This window comes from Petrotoga olearia DSM 13574 (genome assembly GCF_002895525.1).
In the GTDB taxonomy this organism is placed as follows: Bacteria; Thermotogota; Thermotogae; order Petrotogales; family Petrotogaceae; genus Petrotoga; species Petrotoga olearia.
Genome location: NZ_AZRL01000002.1, coordinates 24,785 through 49,654, shown reverse-complemented (window position 1 = coordinate 49,654; position 24,870 = coordinate 24,785). Strand labels below are relative to the sequence as shown.

The 24,870-nt window shown below is 36.3% G+C and carries 21 protein-coding genes; 9 read left to right on the top strand and 12 right to left on the bottom strand.

Annotated elements, in window-relative coordinates; all coding sequences use genetic code 11:
- Window positions 1-76: 76 nt before the first annotated feature.
- The 5 genes from X929_RS00445 to X929_RS00425 all read left to right on the top strand — a co-directional run bounded on the left by X929_RS00445 (window position 77) and on the right by X929_RS00425 (window position 4,838).
- Complete coding sequence (locus X929_RS00445; RefSeq protein WP_103066108.1) at window positions 77-574, top strand: MarR family winged helix-turn-helix transcriptional regulator; 498 nt, start codon at window positions 77-79, stop codon at window positions 572-574.
- Window positions 571-2,304 (top strand): ABC transporter ATP-binding protein, encoded by a 1,734-nt coding sequence (locus X929_RS00440; RefSeq protein ID WP_103066107.1) that lies wholly within the window; start codon window positions 571-573, stop codon window positions 2,302-2,304. Before X929_RS00445 ends, X929_RS00440 begins: the two co-directional genes overlap by 4 nt.
- Complete coding sequence (locus X929_RS00435; RefSeq protein WP_103066106.1) at window positions 2,301-4,319, top strand: ABC transporter ATP-binding protein; 2,019 nt, start codon at window positions 2,301-2,303, stop codon at window positions 4,317-4,319. Before X929_RS00440 ends, X929_RS00435 begins: the two co-directional genes overlap by 4 nt.
- Before the next feature lie 113 nt (window positions 4,320-4,432).
- Window positions 4,433-4,651, top strand: coding sequence for a 2-oxoisovalerate dehydrogenase (locus X929_RS00430; protein ID WP_103066105.1), 219 nt, complete (start codon window positions 4,433-4,435; stop codon window positions 4,649-4,651).
- Window positions 4,644-4,838, top strand: a complete 195-nt coding sequence (locus X929_RS00425; RefSeq protein ID WP_103066104.1) for a hypothetical protein — start codon at window positions 4,644-4,646, stop codon at window positions 4,836-4,838. Before X929_RS00430 ends, X929_RS00425 begins: the two co-directional genes overlap by 8 nt.
- Here the strand turns inward: X929_RS00425 and X929_RS00420 are convergent.
- Entirely contained in the window at window positions 4,835-5,110 is a 276-nt protein-coding gene (locus tag X929_RS00420) for a hypothetical protein (protein WP_245858610.1), read from the bottom strand. The two genes, X929_RS00425 and X929_RS00420, sit on opposite strands and share 4 nt — an antisense overlap.
- 517 nt (window positions 5,111-5,627) lie before the next feature.
- Between X929_RS00420 and X929_RS00415 the strand changes: the two genes are divergently transcribed.
- From X929_RS00415 to X929_RS00400, 4 genes are all read left to right on the top strand, one after another.
- On the top strand, window positions 5,628-5,882 hold the full coding sequence (locus X929_RS00415; protein ID WP_103066103.1) for a transposase: 255 nt from the start codon (window positions 5,628-5,630) through the stop codon (window positions 5,880-5,882).
- A gap of 136 nt (window positions 5,883-6,018) precedes the next feature.
- A complete protein-coding gene (locus X929_RS00410; protein ID WP_103066102.1) occupies window positions 6,019-7,737 on the top strand; it encodes an ABC transporter ATP-binding protein in 1,719 nt (572 codons plus the stop codon).
- Window positions 7,738-7,807: 70 nt separating this feature from the next.
- Complete coding sequence (locus tag X929_RS00405) at window positions 7,808-8,569, top strand: ABC transporter permease (protein WP_103066101.1); 762 nt, start codon at window positions 7,808-7,810, stop codon at window positions 8,567-8,569.
- 15 nt (window positions 8,570-8,584) lie between these two features.
- On the top strand, window positions 8,585-9,535 hold the full coding sequence (locus tag X929_RS00400) for an ABC transporter ATP-binding protein (protein WP_103066100.1): 951 nt from the start codon (window positions 8,585-8,587) through the stop codon (window positions 9,533-9,535).
- 19 nt (window positions 9,536-9,554) lie between these two features.
- On the opposite strand, the gene X929_RS00395 is transcribed toward X929_RS00400, so the two are convergent.
- The 11 genes from X929_RS00395 to X929_RS00345 form a co-directional block, all read right to left on the bottom strand.
- Window positions 9,555-10,490: an ABC transporter permease gene (locus X929_RS00395; protein WP_103066099.1), complete on the bottom strand. Its 936-nt coding sequence runs from the start codon at window positions 10,488-10,490 to the stop codon at window positions 9,555-9,557.
- Between the two features lie 61 nt (window positions 10,491-10,551).
- On the bottom strand, window positions 10,552-11,583 hold the full coding sequence (locus X929_RS00390; protein WP_103066098.1) for an ABC transporter ATP-binding protein: 1,032 nt from the start codon (window positions 11,581-11,583) through the stop codon (window positions 10,552-10,554).
- Window positions 11,576-12,547, bottom strand: coding sequence for an ABC transporter ATP-binding protein (locus tag X929_RS00385; protein WP_103066097.1), 972 nt, complete (start codon window positions 12,545-12,547; stop codon window positions 11,576-11,578). The genes X929_RS00390 and X929_RS00385 overlap by 8 nt, the downstream gene beginning before the upstream one ends.
- 6 nt (window positions 12,548-12,553) lie before the next feature.
- Window positions 12,554-13,945 (bottom strand): ABC transporter permease, encoded by a 1,392-nt coding sequence (locus X929_RS00380; protein WP_103066096.1) that lies wholly within the window; start codon window positions 13,943-13,945, stop codon window positions 12,554-12,556.
- Window positions 13,942-14,991 (bottom strand): ABC transporter permease, encoded by a 1,050-nt coding sequence (locus X929_RS00375; RefSeq protein WP_103066095.1) that lies wholly within the window; start codon window positions 14,989-14,991, stop codon window positions 13,942-13,944. The genes X929_RS00380 and X929_RS00375 overlap by 4 nt, the downstream gene beginning before the upstream one ends.
- 90 nt (window positions 14,992-15,081) lie before the next feature.
- Window positions 15,082-17,589 (bottom strand): ABC transporter substrate-binding protein, encoded by a 2,508-nt coding sequence (locus tag X929_RS00370; protein WP_103066094.1) that lies wholly within the window; start codon window positions 17,587-17,589, stop codon window positions 15,082-15,084.
- Between the two features lie 461 nt (window positions 17,590-18,050).
- Complete coding sequence (locus X929_RS00365; protein WP_103066093.1) at window positions 18,051-19,727, bottom strand: ABC transporter permease; 1,677 nt, start codon at window positions 19,725-19,727, stop codon at window positions 18,051-18,053.
- A gap of 17 nt (window positions 19,728-19,744) precedes the next feature.
- The gene (locus X929_RS00360; RefSeq protein ID WP_103066092.1) at window positions 19,745-20,719 is read right to left on the bottom strand and encodes an ABC transporter permease; all 975 of its coding nucleotides are present in this window, start codon (window positions 20,717-20,719) and stop codon (window positions 19,745-19,747) included.
- Between the two features lie 75 nt (window positions 20,720-20,794).
- Complete coding sequence (locus X929_RS00355; RefSeq protein WP_103066091.1) at window positions 20,795-22,555, bottom strand: ABC transporter substrate-binding protein; 1,761 nt, start codon at window positions 22,553-22,555, stop codon at window positions 20,795-20,797.
- Window positions 22,556-22,573: 18 nt separating this feature from the next.
- Complete coding sequence (locus X929_RS00350) at window positions 22,574-23,782, bottom strand: ABC transporter ATP-binding protein (RefSeq protein WP_103066090.1); 1,209 nt, start codon at window positions 23,780-23,782, stop codon at window positions 22,574-22,576.
- The gene (locus tag X929_RS00345; RefSeq protein WP_169924895.1) at window positions 23,782-24,840 is read right to left on the bottom strand and encodes an ABC transporter ATP-binding protein; all 1,059 of its coding nucleotides are present in this window, start codon (window positions 24,838-24,840) and stop codon (window positions 23,782-23,784) included. The genes X929_RS00350 and X929_RS00345 overlap by 1 nt, the downstream gene beginning before the upstream one ends.
- Between the last annotated feature and the right edge of the window lie 30 nt (window positions 24,841-24,870).

The following is a 24,870-nucleotide window of genomic DNA, read 5'->3' as shown; positions in this document are numbered from 1 at the left end:
ACGGGTGGGGAGCGGGGTGAAAGGGCGCTAACACAAGTTTCTATAATCAGTAATCTAATTACACAAGGAGAGAAAAATGAAAGATAAAACGCTTTGCGATGAAAATTTCCTTTTTGATGAACTCAATCCATCAACGATCAACGTTGTACAACAATTCTTTCAAGTAATGAACCTGCAAAGACAGTTAAATTTCAAGATTATGGCAGAAAAAGATGTCTATCCAGGGCAAGGAGTTTGCTTATGGCACATTTGGAAAAATCCTGGAATCAGTCAAACAAATCTTGCCAAGCTCATGAACGTAGCTCCTCCTACCGTTTCATTGATTCTTAAAAGGTTGGAGAAAATAGGGCTCATATTCCGCAAATCCAATCCTGCTGACATGCGCACTCTTCAAATGTTTTTAACGGAAAAAGGAGAAGAAGAAATAAAAAATTTAAAAACATCATTTTCAAAGATCGTGAGATACAGTTTTGAAGGGTTATCAGATCAAGAGCTCAATACGTTTAACGAGTTACTAAAAAAAATATCCAACAACCTGTCAAAACATTTACAAAAGGGAGAAGATCAAGGATGAGAACCATATTAAGCAAATATTTAAAACAGTATTATAAAGAAGTAATTTTTGCATTGGTGTTACTCACCGTCCAAGCTGTCTCAAACTTATACCTTCCAAATTTAAATGCAAATATTATCAACAATGGTGTTGCCAAAGGAGACCTACCTTATATAATGCAAGAAGGTGGAAAGATGTTGTTATTTTCCCTATTACTCTTTGGAGCTGCTGTAGGAGCAACATTTTTTGCCTCCAGAATCTCTGCCAAATTTGCACATGACTTACGCAAAGATCTTTATTATAAGGTGCTCAATTTCTCTCAGACGGATATAGACAAGTTTGGAACCGCATCGCTGATAACGAGAAACACAAATGATGTATACCAAATTCAGATGTTAGTATTAATAATGTTGAACGTGATAATTCTTGCACCTATAATGGCTATAGGCGGTGCTATTATGGCCATTCGTCAAGACGTTGTCCTTTCTACATCTCTTATAGTGATAATCCCATTGATGGGAATTGTTGTATTTTTTCTAATGCGTAAGGCAATACCACTTTTTAAAAGCATGCAAATAAAACTTGATAATGTAAACCGGGTTTTACGTGAAAAATTAATGGGTATACGTGTTATCCGGGCCTTCGTAAAAGAGAAAAGTGAAGAGAAAAGATTCGATAAAGTCAATAATGACTTAACTCAGACCGCAATAAAAGTAAATAGATTATTAGCATTAGGTATGCCCCTTCTAATGCTGATTATGAACCTAACAACCGTTAGCATTCTTTGGTTTGGTTCTATGAGAATAGACAGTGGAGCAATGCCAATAGGCAACCTTATAGCCTTCTTAACCTATATCATGGAAATACTCATTGCAATAATGATGGCAATGATGATGTTTGTCATGTGGCCTCGTGCAGAAGCATCCGCGGACCGTATCAAAGAGGTGCTAGAAACAGAACCTACAATTACTGAACCAAACAATCCAATTATTTTGAAAAGTAAAAAAGGCAATGTTTCCTTCAAAAATGTGACATTTAGATACGAAGGTGCTGAGAGGCCCGTACTCAGAAATATTTCTTTTGAAGCTAAGCCAGGACAAACTACCGCAATTGTAGGTAGCACTGGAAGCGGTAAAAGTACTCTTATAAATTTGATACCACGCTTTTACGAAGTCACAGATGGAAAGATAGAAATCGATGGTGTAGATATTAGAGAAATATCGATGGAAGATCTTAGAGCCTCTTTGGGTTTTGTCCCTCAAAAAGCTTACCTGTTCAGTGGAACAATAGCTTCCAATCTAGCGTATGGAAAGAAAGACGCAACGGAAGAGGAAATGTGGCATGCCTTAGAAATAGCACAGGCAAAAGATTTTGTAGAAGAATTACCTGACAAATTACAAGCTCCAGTTGATCAAGGAGGAACAAACTTCTCCGGTGGTCAGAGGCAACGTTTATCAATTGCAAGGGCAATCATCAAAGAACCAAAGGTCTACATATTCGACGATAGTTTCTCTGCGTTGGATAACCGAACCGATGCGAACCTTCGTGAAGCCTTAAAGAAAGAGACTAAAAACGCAACAGTTATAATAGTGGCTCAAAGAGTAACCACAATACTGGATGCCGATTTGATAATCGTTTTAAACGATGACGGAACGATCGCTGGGCAAGGAAAACATTCTGAACTTATGCAATCATGCGAAGTGTATAGAGAAATTGTAAAGTCCCAGTTACCAGAGGAGGAAACAGCATGAGTTCCCATAATACAAAAACTTCTAACAAATCTAACAAACAACCTATGGGAATGGGAATGGGTAGACGAGGAGGAGCAACTCCTGTCGAAAAACCAAAAAATTTTTGGGGTTCATTAAAAAGACTACTTGGATATTTAAGACCACAATTGGTACCGATTTTGTTCGTTATTTCTTTTGCCGTCCTGGCTACGATCTTTATGATAACAGCCCCTAAGCTTATGGGAAACGCCACTAATGTGTTATTCGAAGGTATAATAAGCAAAAATATGCCTGAAAATACGACAAAAGAAGAAGCTATCCAAATGCTTAAACTCTCGGGAAATGATCAAATTGCCGAAATGATTGGACCGATGAACATAGTCCCAGGCCAAGGAGTGAATTATAACAGACTAATACAAATCTTATTAACCCTATTGGGAATTTACGGCTTATCTGCCCTGTTCAATTGGTTACAGCAATATCTGATGGCAGGTGTCTCGCAAAAATCTATCTATAACCTCAGAAAAGAAGTTGACAACAAACTATCAAAACTTCCACTTAAATATTTTGACAGTCATTCCCACGGTGATATTCTCAGTAGGGTAACCAACGATATTGATAATATAGGAAGAACGCTCCAACAAACTCTCACACAGATTATAACAGCGTTTGTTACTATAATTGGCGTGATCGTCATGATGCTAACGATAAGTCCTTTACTTACGTTAATCGCCCTGACTTTGATTCCCTTATCTCTAATTGTAACAATGTTCATTGTGAAAAGATCCCAGAAACAGTTTGAAACTCAATGGGACAGTACAGGTAAACTCAACGGTCATGTGGAGGAAACTTATTCAGGCCATAACATTGTAAAGGTTTTCAACAGACAAAAAGATGTAAAAGAAACATTCGACAATGAAAATGCTAGATTATATCAAGCAAGTTTCAAATCTCAATTCATATCAGGTATAATAAGACCTTCAATAGCTTTTCTGAACAATCTTAACTACGTACTTGTCAGTGTTATTGGTGGACTTAGAGTAGCTAACGGTATGATGACACTAGGGGATGTACAAGCATTTATACAGTATTCAAGAATGTTCACGCAACCGATAGTTCAAACAGCCAATATTATAAATATTTTACAATCAACTATCGCTTCTGCAGAAAGAGTATTTGAACTCTTAGATGAAGAAGACGAAGTTCCAGATCCAATCGATCCTATAGAATTACCTGAAGTAGAAGGAAGGATAGTCTTTGAGAATGTATCTTTCAGTTATGACCCTAAAAAACCTTTGATAGAAGAAATGAACTTAACCGTTCAACCTGGGGAAAACGTCGCGATAGTAGGACCAACAGGTGCGGGAAAAACAACACTTGTAAACCTTTTGATGAGATTTTACGATGTCACAGGTGGAAGGATTACCTTGGATGGTATTGACATTAGGCAAATGAGAAGATCGGATCTCAGAAAAAACTTTGGTATGGTGCTTCAAGACACCTGGCTATTTGGAGGCACGATAAAGGAAAATATCGCATACGGTAAAGAAGATGCATCTGATGAAGAGATCATCCAAGCTGCTAAAGCGGCGTATGTAGATCATTTCGTCAGAACCTTACCGCATGGCTACAACACAGTAATAGATGAGGAAGCCTCGAACCTATCTCAAGGTCAAAGACAATTAATAACAATCGCAAGGGCTTTCCTTGCAGATCCAAAAATTTTAATTTTGGATGAGGCAACAAGTTCTGTGGACACTCGTACAGAAACATTAATACAACAAGCTATGGAAAAACTGATGAGAGGGCGTACAAGCTTTATCATTGCTCATAGATTATCTACGATCAGAGATGCCGATACAATCTTAGTAATGGATCACGGTTCCATTGTCGAAACTGGAAATCACGAAGAGCTCATGAAAAATAAAGGCTTTTACTACAATCTTTATATGAGTCAATTCTCAGGAATTGATTTGAAAAAACAACTTAAAGACTCAAAAACATCTGAAGAAAATACAGCATCTGTCAAAAGCTAAGCCACTTTCCATCTCAACTGAATTGTGCTGTTAAGTGGATGGTTTTCTGACAATTTATCCCCATATGATATAATATATAATTAGAAACTAGAAAATAAAAGGGGATGAATCTGATGAAAGTCAAGGAAATAATATTTATAGTGGAAGAAGATCCAGAAAGCGGATATAACGCTAGGGCTTTGGGAGAATCAATCTTTACAGAAGGATCTTCCTTAGATGAGCTTAAAGAAAATATTAAAGATGCTATAAAATGTCACTTTGATAAAGAAGAAGATATTCCCGATATTATAAGATTGCATATCGTAAAAGAAGAGACATTCACATATGTCTAAAGTTCCAAAAAGAGCAGCTGGTAGAAGAAATTTTCAAAAAATAAAAAATTCTTCCCTAAATCTAAACAAGCAGTCTTTATCACTTGAAGGATTAGAAATTAAAGATAAAACTATATTTGCAAAATTGATGCCAAAACTAATGATAGAATCAAAAAAAGACGCCCAACATGGGCGTTTTTTCAATTAAAAATTGTTGCTAATTTCCACCAATTCTTCTCTTTCTTCCCCTTCAAAAACATAAAAAGAAAGGGCAGAAGGCTTTCTTCTCAACGTGTATTTTTTCACGAATGGATCAATCTCTTTTGGTACTTTCGGTGTGAATTCTTTTGGTATATCTTTTAAGTCATAGTACCTACCGTAATTCATTATGAACTTTTCTATTATCTTTTTTTGTCTTGTATCAAGGCCAATGTAATTTTCTATGAACTCTTTTAAATTCTTTTTATTTAAGTCTTTCATAAACCTTTTTACAACTTCTTTCCTTCCCAAATAAAAAGGATGTTCGTTGAAGGTTATATTTTTGTTTGTGTGGATTTTTGGTTTTTGAACGTTTGTTGGTAAAGAATTAAAATCTGTCCTTTATTCACAATTTCAATTAAAGATCGAAGATTCATTCTAAGAACCCCCCTGACCTCATGAAATATTTACACAGCGTTATAATAATGGAATATTCGTTTACTTCAATTCAACTTAGAAATTTCTCAAAAAAATAGATCGAAATCATTCAAACACAATTGTACCATAATACAGATAAAAAAAGAAAAAGAGAATATAAGTAATTTAAAGATAACAAAAATTATCAAGTTTGATTTTAACATAAGTATTTTTTGACCGATCTCTGTAATACTTTATCAATGTATATTTGAAGACAATTAAAAAAACACTTGAAAATCATATGGAAAAGCGTATAATTTAAAGGTTCTCTTCCAAAAAGTGTGGGTAGAAAAAATGAAATATGAACAAATGATTAAATAATCTGGTATCATTTAGGCGAAGGATACAAAAAAGGACAAAATACTTGCTATTAAAAAATCCTAACAACCTTACTAAGAAAGATAAAGTTAGACTCGATGAAACGCTCCGAAATGGGTTCAAGGAAGAACAACATCTTGACACAGTTCAAGCCTACGGATTGGTGCTTGAGTTTAAAAAGATGTTCGATTACAAGAAACCTTCTTATGTAATTAAGTATTTTCTGTTTTTCTTTATTGCCGTTGATAAACTTAATTGAACTTTAGCTTAATTACCCACTATTTTCGTGATAGAACATTTAACCTTTAACATCAAAGGTATTAAAAGTTAGTTAAAATACATGTTTTAGAGTTTCTAAAGATAGTATAACTTATAAAAAGGAGGAGATTTATCCAATGAGGTTAAAAATAATTTCTTCTAACGTTAAAAGATTTTTCGAATACTCAAAAAAGTACAAAAAGATTCACCTAAACCTTTATCTTTTATCAATTCCAATTACGCTTTTTTTCATAGCCAATCCCTATATTTTGAGATACATGATCGATGAAGTTATATTTCAAAACAAGTTTTCTCTTCTCTTACCTTCCATGTTGGCGTATATAACTGTGGTAGTAGGTCAAGTTGTTCTGGCCTTTTTTGAAAATTATTATGCAGGTGCAAGTGAAGCAGATGTGATAAAGAATGAACAACTGACTTTATATGAAAAAGTTCAAAAGATTTCTTCTGCTTACTCTTCAGACAACCAAATTGGAGATTTCCTCGCTAGGATCACATCCGATATAGCTGAAATAGCCAACTTTCTCGTACTAACAAAACCTGTGATAATATTAAACATCATCGATGTTTTCATTATTTTAATTGTTTTATCAACTTTTAGTTGGCAGCTTACTTTGTTAGTTATTGCAACGATACCGTTATATTACTGGATATTAAACCATTTCAATAAAAGATTATTAGACACTTCGAAGAAGGAAAGAAAAGAATACAGCAAGGTCATGGAAAGTCTGAGAGAAAAGATTGAGGGTATAAATATTATAAAATTATTCGCGAAAGAACCGCTTTTTCATAAAAAATTAGAAAAGGATACCGAGGATTGGAGAAAGGAAAAGAGAAAGTACGTCTGGAATGTTACCGGTTTAGAACAAGGGATGATTTTTATAATAACGATAACGACTCCATTAGTAATAGGTTTAGGTGGTTATATGGTGATGTCTGATACCATTACAATTGGTAGTTTAATGGCTTTCTATTCCTTTTCAAGCTGGTTGTATAACCCTTTGAGGATGATCAATGAGCAACTAGCCCAATTACAAAGAGGAGACTCATTGGCAGAAAGATTCTTTGAAATCCTCGATATGCCTGAAGAGGAAAGTGATGGTATATATCTTTTCCCCGAGGATTACGATATCGAATACAAAAACATCTCATTCAAATACAGAGACGAGATAGTTTTGAAAAACATAAATCTCTTCTTTGGCAAGAACGAAAAGATAGCGTTGGTAGGAACAAGTGGATCTGGCAAAAGTACGATGGTGAGTCTTCTTGTGAGATTATATGATCCCACAAACGGTAAAATACTATTAGGGAATAAAAACATAATAGATTACAAATTACAAGAAATCAGAGAAAAGATAAAGTTAGTCAGAGGTAACGAACCCTTATTCAACATGACGGCCAAAGAAAACATAATGCTTGATGATGAATTCACTGAAGAAGAATTCATGAAGGCGGTAAAAAAAGCGAAGGTAGATAAATTCATAGGGCTTTTAGATGAAGGATACGATACTGTAGTAGGAGAAAGGGGAGGTAAACTCTCAGATGGGCAAAGGCAGAGAGTAGCAATAGCAAGAGCATTGATAAGGGAACCAAAGGTATTGATACTGGATGAAGCAACGTCAGGGGTAGATTCACAGACAGAAGAAGAAATATTCGATGAATTGAAAGAGTACGAGATGACTTTGATTATAATATCCCACAGACTATCGACGATAAGAAAAGCAGACAAAGTGATACTATTAAAAGATGGAGAGATAATGGAAGAAGGAGTACATGAAGAGTTACTAAAAAATTCTCCCCTTTACAAAGAAATAATAGAAAGTCAGTTGGTTGTATGAAAGACTAATTAGCCTTTATTTTCTATTTTCGTAAGAGAACTATTTTTATTTCTAAATGGAGGGATGAAAGATGGTAAATGCTTTTGTTGCAAATTTCAAGAAAAATTTTATTGAAATGAGGAGGTATTTTTTTGACACAGTTTCTTCATTCATAATACTTTTCATCATCTTCTATCTTATATTTTTTGGGTATATGGTAGCAAGTGGACCTAATTTCGGAGATACAATTGATGGAATCATTGTGAGTTATTTCATGTGGATAATGTTTTTAGCTTCGTTCCAAGGTGTCTCAGACTGGATAAGTCAAGAGGCAGAAAGAGGAACTTTGGAACAACTGTTTATGTCTCCTGTAAGATTTGAGTTTCAAATGATTTTTCATGTGATAAGTGATTTTTGTATAAACGTTCTAATGATAGTACCTTTGATGTATTTAGCAGCTTTTACAACAGGAAGAACTTTGAATTTCGACCTTTTTACTCTCCTCTATTTAATTATTCTTGGTTCTATTAGTGCGGTTGGTGTTGGTTTAATTCTGGGGGGAATCGCTTTGATATTTAAAAAGATTTCTTCACTCATTCAAATATGTACTTTTGCTTTCCTGGCAATTTTGATGTTTGAAGTTGATGCGCTTTGGTTTGAACTTTTGCCAATGGTAAAAGCAACGGGGATGATGAGAAGTATGGCGGTTACAGGAACAAAGTTTTATCAGTTTCCTGTTCAAGACCATGTTATTTTGTGGATAAGTGCAGCTTTATTTCTTTTGCTAGGAATAATTATATTCAGGGGTTTTGAAAAACGTGCCATGGTTAAAGGAACCCTGGGACAATATTAAAGGGTGGTGAAATAGATGAACGTTATTGAAGTTAATGATTTACTAAAAAGATACCCACAAAGAACTTCAAAAGAAATGCTTACAGCAGTGGATAAGATTTCATTTCATGTGAAAGAAGGAGAGATCTTCGCACTCCTTGGCCCAAATGGTGCAGGAAAAACAACTACCATCAAAAGTATATGTGGCCTTCTTGTTTTCGATGAAGGAAAGATAAAAATAAAAGATTATGATTTGAAAGCAAAAAGGTCTAAAGCTCTTAAACAGATAAGTGTAGTTTTGGAAGGGAGTAGGAACCTTTATCACAGGTTAACCCCAATTGAAAATATACAGTATTTTGTTGGAATCAGGGGGAAAAAGATATCGAAAAATGAAGCCTTAGATATTTTAGATTTTTTGAGAATTAAAGAAAAAGCCAACGAAGTGGTTTATACGCTTTCAAGGGGAATGCAGCAAAAAACAGCCCTTGCTGTCTGTTTAGCAGCGGATACTGATGTTCTCCTATTGGATGAACCTACTCTTGGGCTCGACGTAATTTCTAATGTAGAATTTAGAAGATTGTTAACAAACGTGAAAGAAAAAGGAAAGAGCATCCTTCTTTCTACTCATGATATGGCATTAGTTGAAGAAATAGCGGATAGAGTTGCGATAATAAACAATGGGAAAATAGTTGTGTGTGAAGATAAGAAAAAGCTAATGGATGTTTTCAGTGCAACAGGCTACAAGATAAAAGTAAGGTCAGAAGATACTTTAGAGAGAGAACTTGATAAAATTGGTATTACACAAATAACAAAGGAGAGTAACATTTACGATCTAACGGTAGATTTCAAAACATCTTCAGAATTATATGAGGTTATCGATTTTTTCAAATCACATGATGCAGAAATAGTGAGCATAGAAAAACAAATGGTGAATTTCGAAAAGATATTCATTTCATATACTAATGGGGATAGGGGAAGACAAAACTAAACTCTTGGCGGGATTTTATTCACTCTTTCCCGCCAACTTTTATTCTAGGGTCAAGAAATCCGTATATTAAATCTAAAATTACAATACCGCAGATGTATAAAAGAGTTGTAAAAGACAAATTCCCCAAAAGAACAGGAATATCATCCTGCTGAATAGCAGCCCAAAAAAGGTTGCCCATTCCAGGCCAATTAAATATACCTTCGATGATCAATGCTCCTGAAAAAGAATCAAGTACAGATAAAACCGACATTGTTAAGATGGGTGGAGCCGAAGCTCTTAAAGCGTGCCCAAACAAAACTTTTCTTTCAGGAATACCCCTTGCTCTGGCAGAAGTTATGAAATCATTCTGCAAATTTTGTAACACTATATTTCTTGATAAATATGCTCTTCCCCAAAAACGGAAAAAAACAAGCGTAGATAAAGGTAGAATTAAATGATACACAATATCTACAAATCTTTTTATTAAACCCTCAGGAGGTGGCATGCTAAATATACCCCCTGAAGGAAATAAAGGCAATCTGAAAGAAAAAAACATAATCATTACTAACCCAACCCACCACGTGGGAAGACCGTAAAAAACCATTGTAAGTATTGAAGTAGTTTTGTCCATAATTCCCCCTGCTTTTTGAGCCTTTTTTATGCCCAAATATACCCCCAAGAAAATATCTATGATAATAGCCATAGTAAAAAGAAGCATAGTGTTAGGTACTCTTTCTAAAACAATTTTAATAACATCAGTTTCCCCTTTAAAAGATCTTATAGACATTGATTGCCCATAATTAAAAGTGAGGGTATCAATCCAATCAGAAAAAATCTCGGGTAATATTGGCCCTTCCAAAAGGTAGCTATAGCGAAGTTTAAACATGACGTTGAAAAGTACAGAATACACAAAGATAATAACAGAATAAATCATAACACCCATTAACATCCTTTTAAAAGCATATTTCCAATACATCCAATAACCACCTTTATATCTTTTCATCAAAATTAAAAAACCCCACATCTGTGGGGATTTTTTAAATCTTTTCTACTTGTTGATCTATCTCTTTGTACCTATAACAGGCAACGTAATGACCGCTTGAATCTTCTACCAACTCTGGATCATCCACATTCTCAAAACATTTAGGTTGTGCATAAATACACCTAGGATGAAACCTACATCCCTTCGGAAGGTTTCCTGCAGAAGGGATCTCTCCCTTTATTGGTAATTCTTTTATTACGTTTTCTTTTCCAGGTAAAGGTTCTGGTACGGCTTCTATTAAAGCTTTGGTATATGGATGTAGAGGTTTTTCGATTATTTCGTCTGCGTTGCCTAACTCTACTATCCTTCCCAGATACATAACTGCCATCCTATCGCAAAAATATCTGGCGGTTGATAAGTCATGAGTTATGTATAAATACGTAAGCCCTAAATCTTGCTGAACGTCTTTCATCATGTGGAGAATTTCTGCCCTAGTTGATAAATCAATCATAGAAACTGGTTCATCAGCTATTATAAAATCTGGGGAAAGAACTAAGGTTCTTGCAGTGGCAACTCTTTGCCTTTGCCCTCCACTGAGCATGTGAGGGTATCTATCCATAAACTCTTCAGGTGGTGTTAATTTTACTTCATTTAGAACATTTTTTGCTATTTTTTCAATCTCATTAGGATCCTTCGTTTTTTCATGAATGATCAACGGTTCAGCTAGAACATCTCTAACTCTAAACCTTGGATTCATCGAAGAGTAAGGATCTTGAAAAATCATTTGTACATCTTCTTTATACTTCTTAATTTCATCCGTAGAAGATAAAGAAGTAACATCATTACCTTTAAATATTATTTGGCCCTCTGTTGGTTCTTCTAATTTCATCAATAATCTACCCGTCGTTGACTTTCCACAGCCAGATTCTCCAATTAAACCAAATATCTCTCCTTTTCTTATATCAAAACTTACATTATCAACCGCTCTTACCCATCTTCGTTGTCCTTGAAAAACCTCTGACATGGTTCTTCGTAAAGGAAACCATTTTTTCAAATTCTTAATACTCAATATGACTTCATCACTCATCAAAACACCTCCAGCAAGCCGCAAAATGCCCGGGTTCAATTTCCTTTAATGGTGGTTCTTCTACTTTACATCTATCGAAAGCAACCGGGCAACGCTCATGGAATCTACATCCATTAGGTGGATTGAGCAAATCAGGTGGGACACCGGGTATAAAAGCAAGCTCTTCAACTTTTTTATGTAAACGAGGTGTAGCTCCCAGTAAACCTTTAGTATATGGATGTGCTGGACCCTGTGGTCCATAAATATGATAATTTTCTCCAATTTCAGCAATCTTACCTGCATACATCACCATTATCCTGTCGGCAACTTCCGCTACGGTAGCTAAATCATGGGTTATAAAGATAAAAGACAAATTGAGATCTTTTTTTAGGTTTTTCAAAAGGTTTATTATTTGTGCTTGAACGACAACATCTAACGCTGTAGTAGGTTCATCGGCTATAACTACTTTCGGCTCTAAAAATAACGCTGTGGCAATTACAACACGTTGCTTCATACCACCTGATAATTCGTGAGGATATCTCTTTAAAACATCCTCCGACAAACCCACCTGATTTAAATATTTTTTAATTATAGCAAAAGCCTTTTCTTCTTCCATTTCCCTATGGGTTTGAAGGGTTTCCATCATCTGTTTTTTAATGGTGTAAACTGGAGTCAAACTATTCATGGCCCCTTGAAAAACCATGGAAATCTTCTCCCACCTAACTCTTTTACGTAAAACTGATTCTTTTAAAGGAACTATATTTTCTCCATCTATATTAATCTCACCACTTACAATCTTGCCTGGAGGGTTAGGCATTCTCAAAAGACCCATGCCCAAAGTCGTTTTACCACATCCAGACTCTCCAACAAGACCTAATGTTTCACCTTCTCTCAGAGAAAAGCTAACATCGTCTAATCCTTTTACAACACCTTTTCTTGTATAATAGTACACTTTTAAATTTTTAACATTTAAAATATCATTCATTCATATCTACCTCGTTCTCAATTTTGGATTTAAGATGGTGTCCATTGCAAAACCTAAAAAGGCAAAAGTCATACCTACTAAAGCGATAGCAATTCCAGGAGGTACAACCCACCACCAAAGACCGTTTGTTACAGCTCCGCCGTTCATGGCATCATGAAGAATCTGTCCCCATGTTACTATGGTCGCATCTCCTAAACCAAGCAAACTAACGGTTGCCTCGTAAAGAATGGCGCTCGGAACATTCAAGGCCATACTTGCAAAAGAGTATGGAATCAAGATTGGAATCATATGTCTAAAAATTATTCTTCTGTGTGAAGCACCTAAAGCTTTTGCCGCTTCAACATATGTTTCTTCTTTTATTTGTAGGGCCATGCTTCTCACTGTTTTAACAGGACCTACCCAAAAAAACAAACTCATCATAAGAATAAGGCTCCAAATAGAAGGTTTAAATATTGCTGATAAAACAATCAAAACAGGAAGAAGAGGTATGTTGATGAAAATTTCCCAAATTCTCTGCATTATTGAATCAACTATACCACCATAATACGCAGAAACAACTCCGTAAATAACTCCTACTGACACTGAAATAGCAGAAGTCATAAGCCCTATGAACAATGCCCATTTAATGCCTGCCAACAAGCCACTCCAAACATCTCTTTTAGAGTTATCTGTTCCAAGCAAACCAGAAACGCTCCCTGAAACAACTAACCTTGTGTCTTCAATAACCGTTTCCTCTGTCATTTTCATTAGATTTATATTTAGCTTGTAAGTTCCATTTAATGGAGTTGGATTTGAAAAAAGCTCACCATCTGCTTGTGAAAAAAGCACAGTATTTACGTCAACTCTCGGGGGGAGGTTTTTCACATACCTCCTTGCAAAACTTCTAACGTTGTTACCTGATTCATTAACAAGTGATATCCTAAAATCTTTTTCCGTGTTCGAAGTAAAACTTTTATTCACTAAATTGATTTTATTACCATCTGGGCGTTCCAGCACAATATTCAAACTAAAGTTACCTTTAAAAGTCCCTCTATAGATTAGATCAACAGGCGGGATATCATAATCGTACTGATACTCTATAACTGTATTTAACATAGTAATTGGACCAGAAATATTTTGTTCTGTATATTCTAAATCCTCAATATATTCAGTTGGAGTATAATCCTTTTGAGAAAACCAATTTATCCAAACAGGGGGAACACTTCTGGGATTATCTTCCCAATATGTTATATCTCTCCACCTTGTAGAAGCTTCGGGGAAAGGGGTTAAAAACGGTTCAAAAATGACTAAAAATATAAAAAGAAGTAAAAGAATTATTCCAGCTATACCAAATTTAACTTGCTTGAACTCATCCCAAAAATCTTTTAACTGCTTAGCAACACGATTTGTTTTATTCACGCTTTCCCACCAACTTTTATTCTAGGGTCTAAGAAACCGTATATCAAATCCAAAACGACGATACCAGAAATGTATATGAGCGTTGTTATGGAAAGGTTACCTAAAAGAACTGGGATATCATTCATCTGAACCGCTGACCAATAAAGGTTCCCCATTCCAGGCCAACTAAATATACCTTCAAACACCAGTGCTCCAGAAAAAGAAGCTAACAAGGATAAAAGGGACATGGTTAAAATAGGGGGTGCAGAGGTTCTTAAGGCATGACCGTATAAAACTGTTCTTTCCGGAATGCCCCTTGCCCTTGCGGACATTATGAAATCCTCTTGCAAATTTCCTAAAACTATATTTCTAGTTAAATAAGCCCTTCCCCAAAAACCTATGAACACCAAAGTAATTATAGGCAAAGCCATATGATACAAAGTATCAAACAGCCTTCCAAAAAAGGTTGTTGGTGGTGGGACACTGTTCATACCTCCAGATGGGAAAATAGGTATTGCAAATGCAAACAACATTATCATAACCATCCCAAACCACCAAGATGGCAGACCGTATACCCCCATAGTTATTATAGAAGTAGTCTTATCCATTGTTCTTCCAGCTTTCTGAGCTTTTTTTATACCCAACCATACACCAATCAAAATATCGATAATTATCGCAGTGGTAAACAACATCAAGGTATTGGGAATTCTTTCTAAAACTATTTTTAGTACGTCTGTTTCACCTTCAAAAGACCTCATTACAGTTGAATTCCCATAATTGAAAGTCAACGTATCGATAGCCCTCCAAAAAATTCTGGAAAGCACCGGATCATCTAAGTGGTATAACTGACGAAGTTCGCTGATCCTTCTCTGCCTGTATTCTAACAAATATTGAGGATCTGTTCCTACCTGTGACATCTTCATCATTTCACCGTTTACTTGTTCGACTATTTGACTATTTAACGTCTGATCCATTACGGTGTTAAATAAAGCAGAATATATAAAAATGATGACAACGTAGATTACAACACCCATCAATATTCTTCTTACTGCATATCTCCAATACATACGGTTAATCACCTCTGTATATAATTCAACTTTCTGAAAAATAGGCTCCCGTGAGGGAGCCTTTAAACCCTAAAAAGGCTTTTTAGAACATTAATACACAACGATAGTTGTTGAATAAGTAGATGGAATTGCTCCTTCCGATCTTGCAGTAACTACAACTGCATAAGTACCGGGGTCTAATGTATTAAGCACGTCTCCAGGTATAGTTGCAACAAATGTTCCAGCTGTTTCTACTTGCGCCTTGAAACTCACTGGCCCTTCTGGTGTGATCAAAGAAACCTCTACATCCCCTTCAGGAGCTGGGGAATATATATCGTATGGGTAAAGAACCTCTGATACATTAATCGTAACAGGTAAGTCTAACCCTCTTATAGCAGCAAAAGCAAGTTCTATACTATCGACGTTCAACCTAACCGTTTCAAAGTACTCGTTCCAGTATCCACGTTCGAATGGGTACCTATCATCCCTAACAGCCGTTAATTCGACAAAACGTGCACTTGGATCATATCTGGTCATCATGAAAGGACCATTCCCTATATAAGCATGGTTGTATTCATTAACGAAAGCAAGCGCCGCTCGGTACCTTTCGACAGCCTCGGCAGGTGTAACCATGTCTTCAATGTAAATAGGCACGTACCTCTCATCGATCATCTTTTGAAGTTCCGCTTTAATATCGCTAACCGTTACAGGCTCAAGTACATCAACTTCATAGACGTTTCCGCCTGCGGCTGTTGCTGAGAATGTGTACTCTCTTCCTGACACTCCTCCATGTTCAACCAACCTCGTTAAAGCTTCAACTATTTCCCAAGAAACACCTATTGGTTGCCCTGATTGAGAAACTGACCAGCCAGGTGCTCCCCAAGAAGCTAAGTACATATCATCAACCGGGAAGTTGTAATCGAACCATACGGTTATCGAACCGTCTGCATTTACTTTTCTTGCAACCTCAACTTCCAGTCCGGGCATTGCTGAAGCAGAGTAAGTTGCATCATACCTTGAATCACCTTGTCCGGAATCAACTGAAAGGTCCCATACATATGGAGTGGCATACATATAATCTACTAAGCTTTCAGAAATCCCATGATTCCAAACACCGTATATTATATCGTAAGTACAAACGCTAACAGATGTAACGCCTGGTCCTACAGGAACCCATTTTTTACTATCAGGATCAACTCTAATAGCATCTGCGGGGACCTCTATTAAACCAACCATTTCACCTTTTTCGTCAACTACAAATTTGGTATCCAACGTTTCCATCCTTGGAACAACTTTTGCAGGTGTAATATCAGCTGAAGCCGGGCTTTCAAACATACCGTAATCGTACATATTCGATGCAACGTTTATGGAATAGCTATCGTTGAATCCATCTGTTCCTACAGGATCCCAAGCACCCATGAACAAAGATCCTTGAGCAGAGAATTGAACAACGTTCAAGGTTCGATCAACCGTATCTCCAGTGATAATGGACCATTGATTTAATCCATCTCCTAGCCCATATACCATTCGTCTGTTGAATCGATCTTTGTTAGCAACAAAGAAGTCTTCTTGATAGGTTAGATATATCCTAACGGAATCTCTAATACCCAATTCAGTTGCTCTGAGGATCATATCCCAATACTCTTCTTCTGTTGCAAAATTACCGGCATAAACCTTTTGAGTTAACTCATCAATCTCATCTTGTTCATAGTTCCAAAATGTTGGCTCTTGACCTCCTGGCATATTAGCATACCAAGGTGCATACATTTGGGAGACAATGTGGTGCCAGTACTTTCTCGTAGCACCTGCACCCCAACCTTCAGTGTATATATGCCATTGTAGATCGGCAGGGTTTGAGTAATAAGCAAGATCAACTGCTGCATATCTGTCTATTTCTATTCGTTCAACCCTTATACCAGTTTTTTCAATTTGATCTGCTATGTATCTACCTGCTGGTAACCTTCCGTTAGGGTCATCTACGCGAATTATGAACTTCAACGTTACTGGTTGTCCATCGAATGTCCACCATTGACCTTGTTTTACCAATCTTCCTCTATTTTCAGGCAGATTGGCAGCCTCATTCATAGCGTTTTCTATCATTTCAAAAGCTAGATCTTGGTTACCTTCTGGAGTAAAACCCATATTTGCAGTAATATCAATGTAAGGTTGGGTCCCAGGTTGTCCAGGGGTTGCCATCGTATACATTACTCCACCTGCACCTTGAAGAATCTCGTCGACTAAATACTGTCTGTTAATTAGGTAATTCATAGCATACCTTACTTCTTGAATCGCCAACGGGTTAAAATACTCAACACCGTCAACATTTACCGTATACGGAGGTTCGTTTGGTATTGGGTTAAATAATAAAGACCAAGAACCCGATGGAATGTTGTAAATATCTAAGTTTTGAAGTACCGATTGGGGCAAAGAATTAATCGTTGGAGCCCCAACACCCGTAAAAAACACATCTACGTTGCCAGCTGCGACATCTTGAATTGCGACATCTTGTTGCATTCTCACACCGAAATAAACCTTATCCGGCATAGGTCCCTTTTCTGCTAAGGCAAAAGCAGAAACCAAAACAAACGTAACCAGCAAAAAAGTCGTTACTTTCCTCATAATATCCCTCCTTTAACATTTGTAAAACCCTAATTGAAGCAAACTTACTCACAACAAAACAATAGATTAAAATTAATTGCTACTTAACAATATTTTCTCTTACATACTTAATTATAATGAAGTTTACATAGTTTGTCAAGTTAGAAAAAACTAATTAACAGTAATCTAAGGTATTTATTGCCAATTATTCTTAAATAATGAAAGAAATTTCAATAATGCTAATTTTTTCAAATTTTCAATTAATTTCTTGGTATTTATAAAGATAGGAACTTAAATCTTGAAGTCGTTTTCTTAACTAAAGAAAAATCCCCACTTTTTTAAGTTTAAATAGTAATTGTAGCTAATTTAGGAAAGAATGGATTGATGTTCGATAGGCTTGAAAAAATTGTGGACTCATGCTGGTGGGCATAATAAAAGACCCCACAAAGTACGTGGGGCTTATATTAATTATTGAACTAAAATTATAGACCTAAAGCTCGTGGATCCAGTGCATCCCTTATGGCATCGCCGAATAAATTAAAGGCAAGAACCGTTATAATGATAAATAATCCAGGTAAAAGTACCCACGGGTAACTAGTTAAAACTTGGATATCTTGAGCCTGAGAAAGCATCAAACCCCAAGAGGCTCCAGGTTCTGTTACTCCAACACCCAAGAAACTAAGACTTGCTTCACCTAAAATATATCCTGGAATAGATAAAGTAGCTGAAACAATTACGTAAGTATAGGTGTTTGGTAACAAATGGTTCCAAATCACTTTTCTTGGAGGATATCCTAATGCAATAGCCGCTTGAACAAACTCCGTTTGTTTCAAACCCATAGTCATTCCTCTTATAACCCTTGTCATTCCGGGCCATCCAATGAAAGATAAAATTACAACTATCAAAAGATACCTAATCTCCGGTGAGATACCTGTGGGCAAAACAGCACTTAAAGTTAATATCAAATAAAGACTAGGAATTGACATCAATATTTCCGTGAACCTCATAGTCACTTCGTCTACCCATCCTCCAAAATATCCTGCTAAACCACCTAAAAAAATACCTATTGTAAAAGTTAATAATATTCCAATCAACCCTATAGAAAGAGAAATTCGGGAAGCAAAGAATATCCTACTGAAAATATCCCTTCCATATTGGTCCGATCCCCATACATAAAGTATCCCATCGTTGGAAAAATAATCGGATAGCGAAGGCAATTTTGTTTTTTCAACTCCAAATAAATGTAAATTCGTAGGGATAATCCCAAAAAGCTTATAATCCCACGAACGAATAAAAAATTCAATAGGGTAATTTTTCAAATTAACTGCGCGCAAATCTGAAGGGGTCAATACAACAGGCATAAAATCAAAATAAACATTTATTTCTTCCAAAGTTGCAAAAGTATCTACACTGATAATTTCTTGATTTCTTATTTTAGGAGCGTATCTATAATCACTTTTGTAAGTATTAATTGCCATACTTCTGTTATCTTCCTTAACAACAATCGTATCTCCACTCAAAAGTTTTGAAAAATTAACGTCATAAAGACCATCTTCAAACGAAACCGGCCCATTTAAGTTTTCTTCTTTGGTGAAATAAGATAAAGGAATCAAATTCTGATCGTATTTACGACTGGTTGCTAATTCAACGTACTCCCCATCTGCAGTTTTCGCCATAATAGTATTTTTAAATGTATATGTAATATCTGAAACTGTTGCATTGTATGTTGGATTGTATTCCCCCAATTCAAAAGTAATTAAATCGCCCGTTTCGGGATCTCTTGCCTTTATAATATCCAAATGGGTTGCTTCTACATAATCACTTTGGTACGTTATTGGATCTCTTTCACTCATATAGAGGTAAGTGTGGGGACCAACTCTTTCTCCTGTGAATAAATCTTTTCTATAAATTGTAGAAGGAGGAGCAAACCTATACTGAATATGATTATTAAATGGATTCATTGGAGAGACAAAATCTGCAAATATAGCCAGTAAATACAAAATAATCAAAACAACAAGTGATATCATTCCCAGTTTATGCCTTCTTAAAGCTCTCCAAATAAGTGCAGGGGTTGACATAAATTCTCGCTCAAAAAGTTCTTCATCGTTTTGTGTGTTTTGAGGTATGTCTTTCAAATTATTTTTTTGCTTTTTTCTCACTTAAAAATCCCTCCAATTTAAGCACTCATTCTTAATCTGACACGAGGATCAGATGCCGCTAGTAAGATATCAGCGATCAAATTACCCACAATTAAAAGAATACCTTGCAATAACAAATTGGCCATTACCAAATAAATATCTTGTTGGAAAATCGCGTCTCTCATCAACGATCCTAAACCTGGCCAAGAAAACACATATTCCGTTATCAAAGCACCACCTAATATCGCAGATAAACTGAATCCTAAGGAGGTAATTACAGGATTGATAGCGTTTCGCAAAGTATGCTTGTAAATGACAACATCTGAAGGCATCCCTTTAGCTCTGGCAAATTCAGCATAATCTTGGTTCATCTCATCTAACATCTGCCCTCTCATAATACGCATAGTTCCCGCAAGAGACGCAGTTCCCAAAGTAATTACTGGGCCAGCTACATGCCAGAAAAAATCACCTATCTGTTTGTACCACGGAAAATTAGCAAATTCCCGTGATAGCATCCCCCCAATAGGAAATATCCCTGTATTTGCAGCCCACATTAACCATAAAAGGGCAAAAAAGAAGTTCGGGATTGAAATGCCTATGAGGCCAATAGTAGAAAGGGCTTGGTCAGTAAATTTGTATTGGTGAAGGGCGGCAGTTATTCCTAAAGGTATACCGATTCCCCAGGTAAAGATAAAAGTTGTCACCCCCAATAAAAGTGTGGCTTCTAATCTTCTGAGCAACACTTGCCAAACATCTATTTTATAAACAAATGAGTATCCCCAATCTCCCTGTAGAATATTCCCTAGCCATAAAAAATACTGAGTCACAGGATTTTTATCTAACCCATACAAAGTCTCTAATTCTTGAATCTTCTCGCGGCTAATATTGGGGTTTATTCTATACGTATCTAAAAAATCACCGGGTGCCAATTGCATAACAAAAAATGAGATAACTGATACTCCTAACAACACAGGTATAGCAAGAATAAGTCTTCTAACTATATACTTAAGCAAAATCGAAGCCTCCTCACTATGATTTTAAAAAGGCAGAAGGTCTCCCCTCCGCCTTTTTCTACTGACCTAAAATTACTATTCTTTCCAAGCGTACTCAATTTTCCACAAACCTGGAGAATAGGAATAACCGTAAGGATTAATCGTTCCATATTTTTCTACAGGATATAAATGTAAAGTATTTTTGTGCATGTTCAAATAATTCTGAGAAATTGTGTAAACTAGGATCTGATTCTCTGAAATCAACATTTGCCATTCATCCCAAAGTTTTTGAAGCTCATCTTTATCTAATATTGAACGTTGAACTCTCATAATCTCGTCAATTCTTTTCTCAGCAGGGTGTACGAAATATTCATTTGGATCAACCCAATCCATAACTTCGGGAGACCAATTCCAGAAGTGTAATCCCCCATCTAACAACCAAACGTTTGTACTCCATCCAGGATCGTCTCCTCCAACTAATCCTATGATAATTGCATCCCAGTTCTCTGAGTACATTCTTTGAACCATAGCGTTGAATTGGACCGGCCTATAATTAACTTTTATTCCTAATTTAGCTAAGGAATCAACTAAAATTACAGCGATTTCGTTTCTCATGACGTTTTCACCATTGGTGTTCAATTCAAATTCTACGACGTTTCCATTCCAATCGACTAACTGGCCCCTATTATTCCAAGTGAAACCTCCTTCTCTTAGTAACCTCTGTGCGGTAACAAGAGAATATCTGTATCCCAAATTCTCAATTTCAGGATTGTAGAAAGCCGAAGAATTAGTTCTTGGACCATAGACAGGTACGCCTAAACCGTTGTACAGTGTTTCTATGATAGTTTGTTTATCAAAAGCATACGCTACGGCTTTTCTGAAATTATCGTTTCTGAACCATTCTCTATGAACAGGATCCGCTGCGTTGAAATTGAACGCCACAAAGTTTGACCCAGCAGTAGCTGGTCCTACTATTACATTCCATCCCTTTTCATCAGCTTGAGCTCTCAAAGCTGGAAAATCTTTAGCTTGAGGGCCATGCATATCTATTTCTCCTGCCTCAAATCTCAACCTTGCAACATTGGTGTCTGTTACTATTTCGAAGACAATTCTATCTAAGTATGGAAGTTGGACACCATCTTTTGACCTTTCAAAGTAATAGGGGTTTCTTTCCAGAACTACTCTAACTCCTTCGATATACTCTGTAACTTTAAAAGGCCCTCCAACTACGAGTTGATCAATTTGTTCAACCGTCCAAGTGGATTGGAAAGTTTCTGCATCGGTTACCTTATCCTCTAAAACATGTTTTGGCATTATAGCGAATCCACCGACTGTTTCAAGCCCAAATCTGAATACTGTAGGATATTTGAACATGATTCTATTACCTTCGACAGTCAATTCTGGAAGATTGCCTTCTGAATCCATATAAACATCGTTACCATCTGCGGTTAAATCTGGGACTATTATCTTCTCCCATGTAAATATTACATCATCAACGGTTAGTGGGTGCCCATCGGACCATCTAACCCCTTCTCTCATCTCAAACCAGTAGAGTGTACCGCCATCTTCTGTACGTTCTACTCCCCAATCTTTGGCAAGTGACGGTTGTGTTGGCTGCCCATAAAAATCGCTACCAAGTAACGACACGTCACCCTGATTGATGATAATAGAAGATGATGTCTCTTGGGCCCAGTAAGTATTTAAAGTTTTTGGACCGGAAGTTGTTGCAAGGTACAAGGTCCCACCTCTTTGACCACCTTCGACATCTGCAATAAGCCACTCGGGGTTGTAAGCCTGTTGAGCGAAAATCGTCAAAGTGCATAAAGCAACTACTAAAAGTACCAACAACTTTCTCATGTGAATCCCTCCTTTAAGTTATTTTACCAACTTACCTTCTTTTTCTTGTGATAAACCTCTATCTTTATCCTCTTTGTATAAAAAACAAGCAACATAATGGTCTTTGTTTATTTCATAGTATCCAGGGTAATCTTTTCTACATATATCCATAGCGTAAGGGCACCTTGGGCTAAAAAAACACCCCTTAGGCCTGTTAACCGGACTTGGTACTTGACCTTTAACCAAAAACTTTTTTCTATCTCTTCGTTTTCTTGGATCTGGGAGGGGTGCGGCATTTAGTAAAGCTTGCGAGTACGGATGTAGCGTTCTATCAAATATTTCCGAACCTTCTCCGAACTCCACCACTCTTCCAAGGTACATTACACCAACATGGTTTGAAATGAACCTAACAACCCCTAAATCATGAGAAATAAACAAGTATCCAACATTGAACTCACTCTGTAAAGTTTTTAAAAGATTAATTATCTGTGCCTGTACTGAAACATCTAACGCAGAAGTAGGTTCATCAAGGATAATCAACTTTGGATCTAAAATAATCGCACGTGCGACAGCAACCCTTTGTCTTTGCCCCCCAGAAAATTGATGAGGATATCTGTCGGAATGGTAAGGTTTCAAACCTACTTTTTTCAACATATCAAGTGCAATATTTTTCGCTTCTATATTATTTTTTGCCATCTTGTGGAACAAAAGCGGTTCAATCAAAGCTTGTCCTACCGTCATTCTTGGATTCAAGGAAGACGTGGGATCCTGAAACACTATTTGAACATTTCTTCTAAACTCTGCCCTTTTTTTCTCTATATCTTTAAACATATAATCAAAAAATTTTTCTTTTCCATTATCGTAATAATATTGGACATACTTTCTCTCTTCATCTTCAAGGTTTTCGAGAACCTTCTCTTTACTTCCTAACTCTTTTTCTAATTCGAGAGCGTAATCAATATACTCTCTTTCCAAATACTTTACTCCTGTTCTTTTACTCATAAAATAATGAGAAGTTTCTTCTCCATTTAAAAAAATCTTCCCTAAAGTAGGATCTTCCAACCTTAAAATCGTTTTACCAATGGTTGTCTTTCCACACCCCGACTCTCCAACCAAACCATAAGTTTCATTCACATCTAAGTCTATATTGACCCCATCCACCGCTTTAATATATCCAACCGTTCTTTCTATTAAAAATCCCTGTTTAATTGGGAAATATTTTTTTAGATTACGAACTTTTAAAAGCATCAAATAGCCTCCTTCTTGTCTGTTACTTCATCGTAATGAATAGGAGTAGTTTCAGATAGAGGGTTAAAACATCTTATGTAATGATTTTCTTCAATTTCTCTTAACTCTGGCCATTCTTTCCTACACTTTTCAGTGGCATAGGGACATCTCGGCAAAAAAGGACACAATGGTGGAGGATCTAGCATAACCGGAGGCTGCCCTTTTATTGGGTTCAATAGATCTATCTTTATATCGTGTCTTGGTATACAGGAAAGCAAAGCAAAGGTATATGGGTGCATAGGTTTTTCAAAAAGTGTATAAATATCGGTCATTTCCATCTGTGCCCCACCATACATTACAATAACTTTATCGGCTACCTCAGCTATTACAGAGAGGTCATGAGTTATGTATATCATTCCCATATCATACTCTTGTTGTAAATCTTTCATCAACTCTAAAATTTGTGCTTGAATAGTAACATCCAAAGCGGTAGTAGGTTCGTCGGCGATTAATATTTCTGGATTACAAGAAAGTCCGATGGCTATTACTACCCTTTGCCTTTGACCGCCTGAAAGTTGGAAAGGATAGTCATCGATTCTTTCGGCTGGATTGGCAATCCCTACATCATCTAAAAGTTTTATAGCCCTTTCCCTTGCTTCTTGTATAGATACATTTTGGTGAAAAACAATAGTTTCAATCATCTGATCCGCTATCGTAAACATTGGGTTCAAAGAAGACATCGGATCCTGAAAAACCATACCTATATGTTTCCCTCTTATCCTTGTAAAATCCTTCTGTTTTAATTTTGCCAGATCAACGAACTCTTCCTTCCCATCTTTACTGAATTCGTTGGTTTTAAATAAAATCTGACTTTCTTTTGTAATATATCCGGGACTCTTTATCATCCCCATTACAGTTTTCATAGATACGCTTTTACCCGATCCGGTTTCTCCAACGATCCCCAAGGTTTCGTTTTTACTCAAGGTAAAGGAAAGTTTATTAACAGCCTTAATCGTTCCTTCAGCTACGGGAAAATGAGTACTCATATTTCTAACGTCTAAGATGATATTATCCAACATATCCACCTCATAATATAATATCTCTTTAAT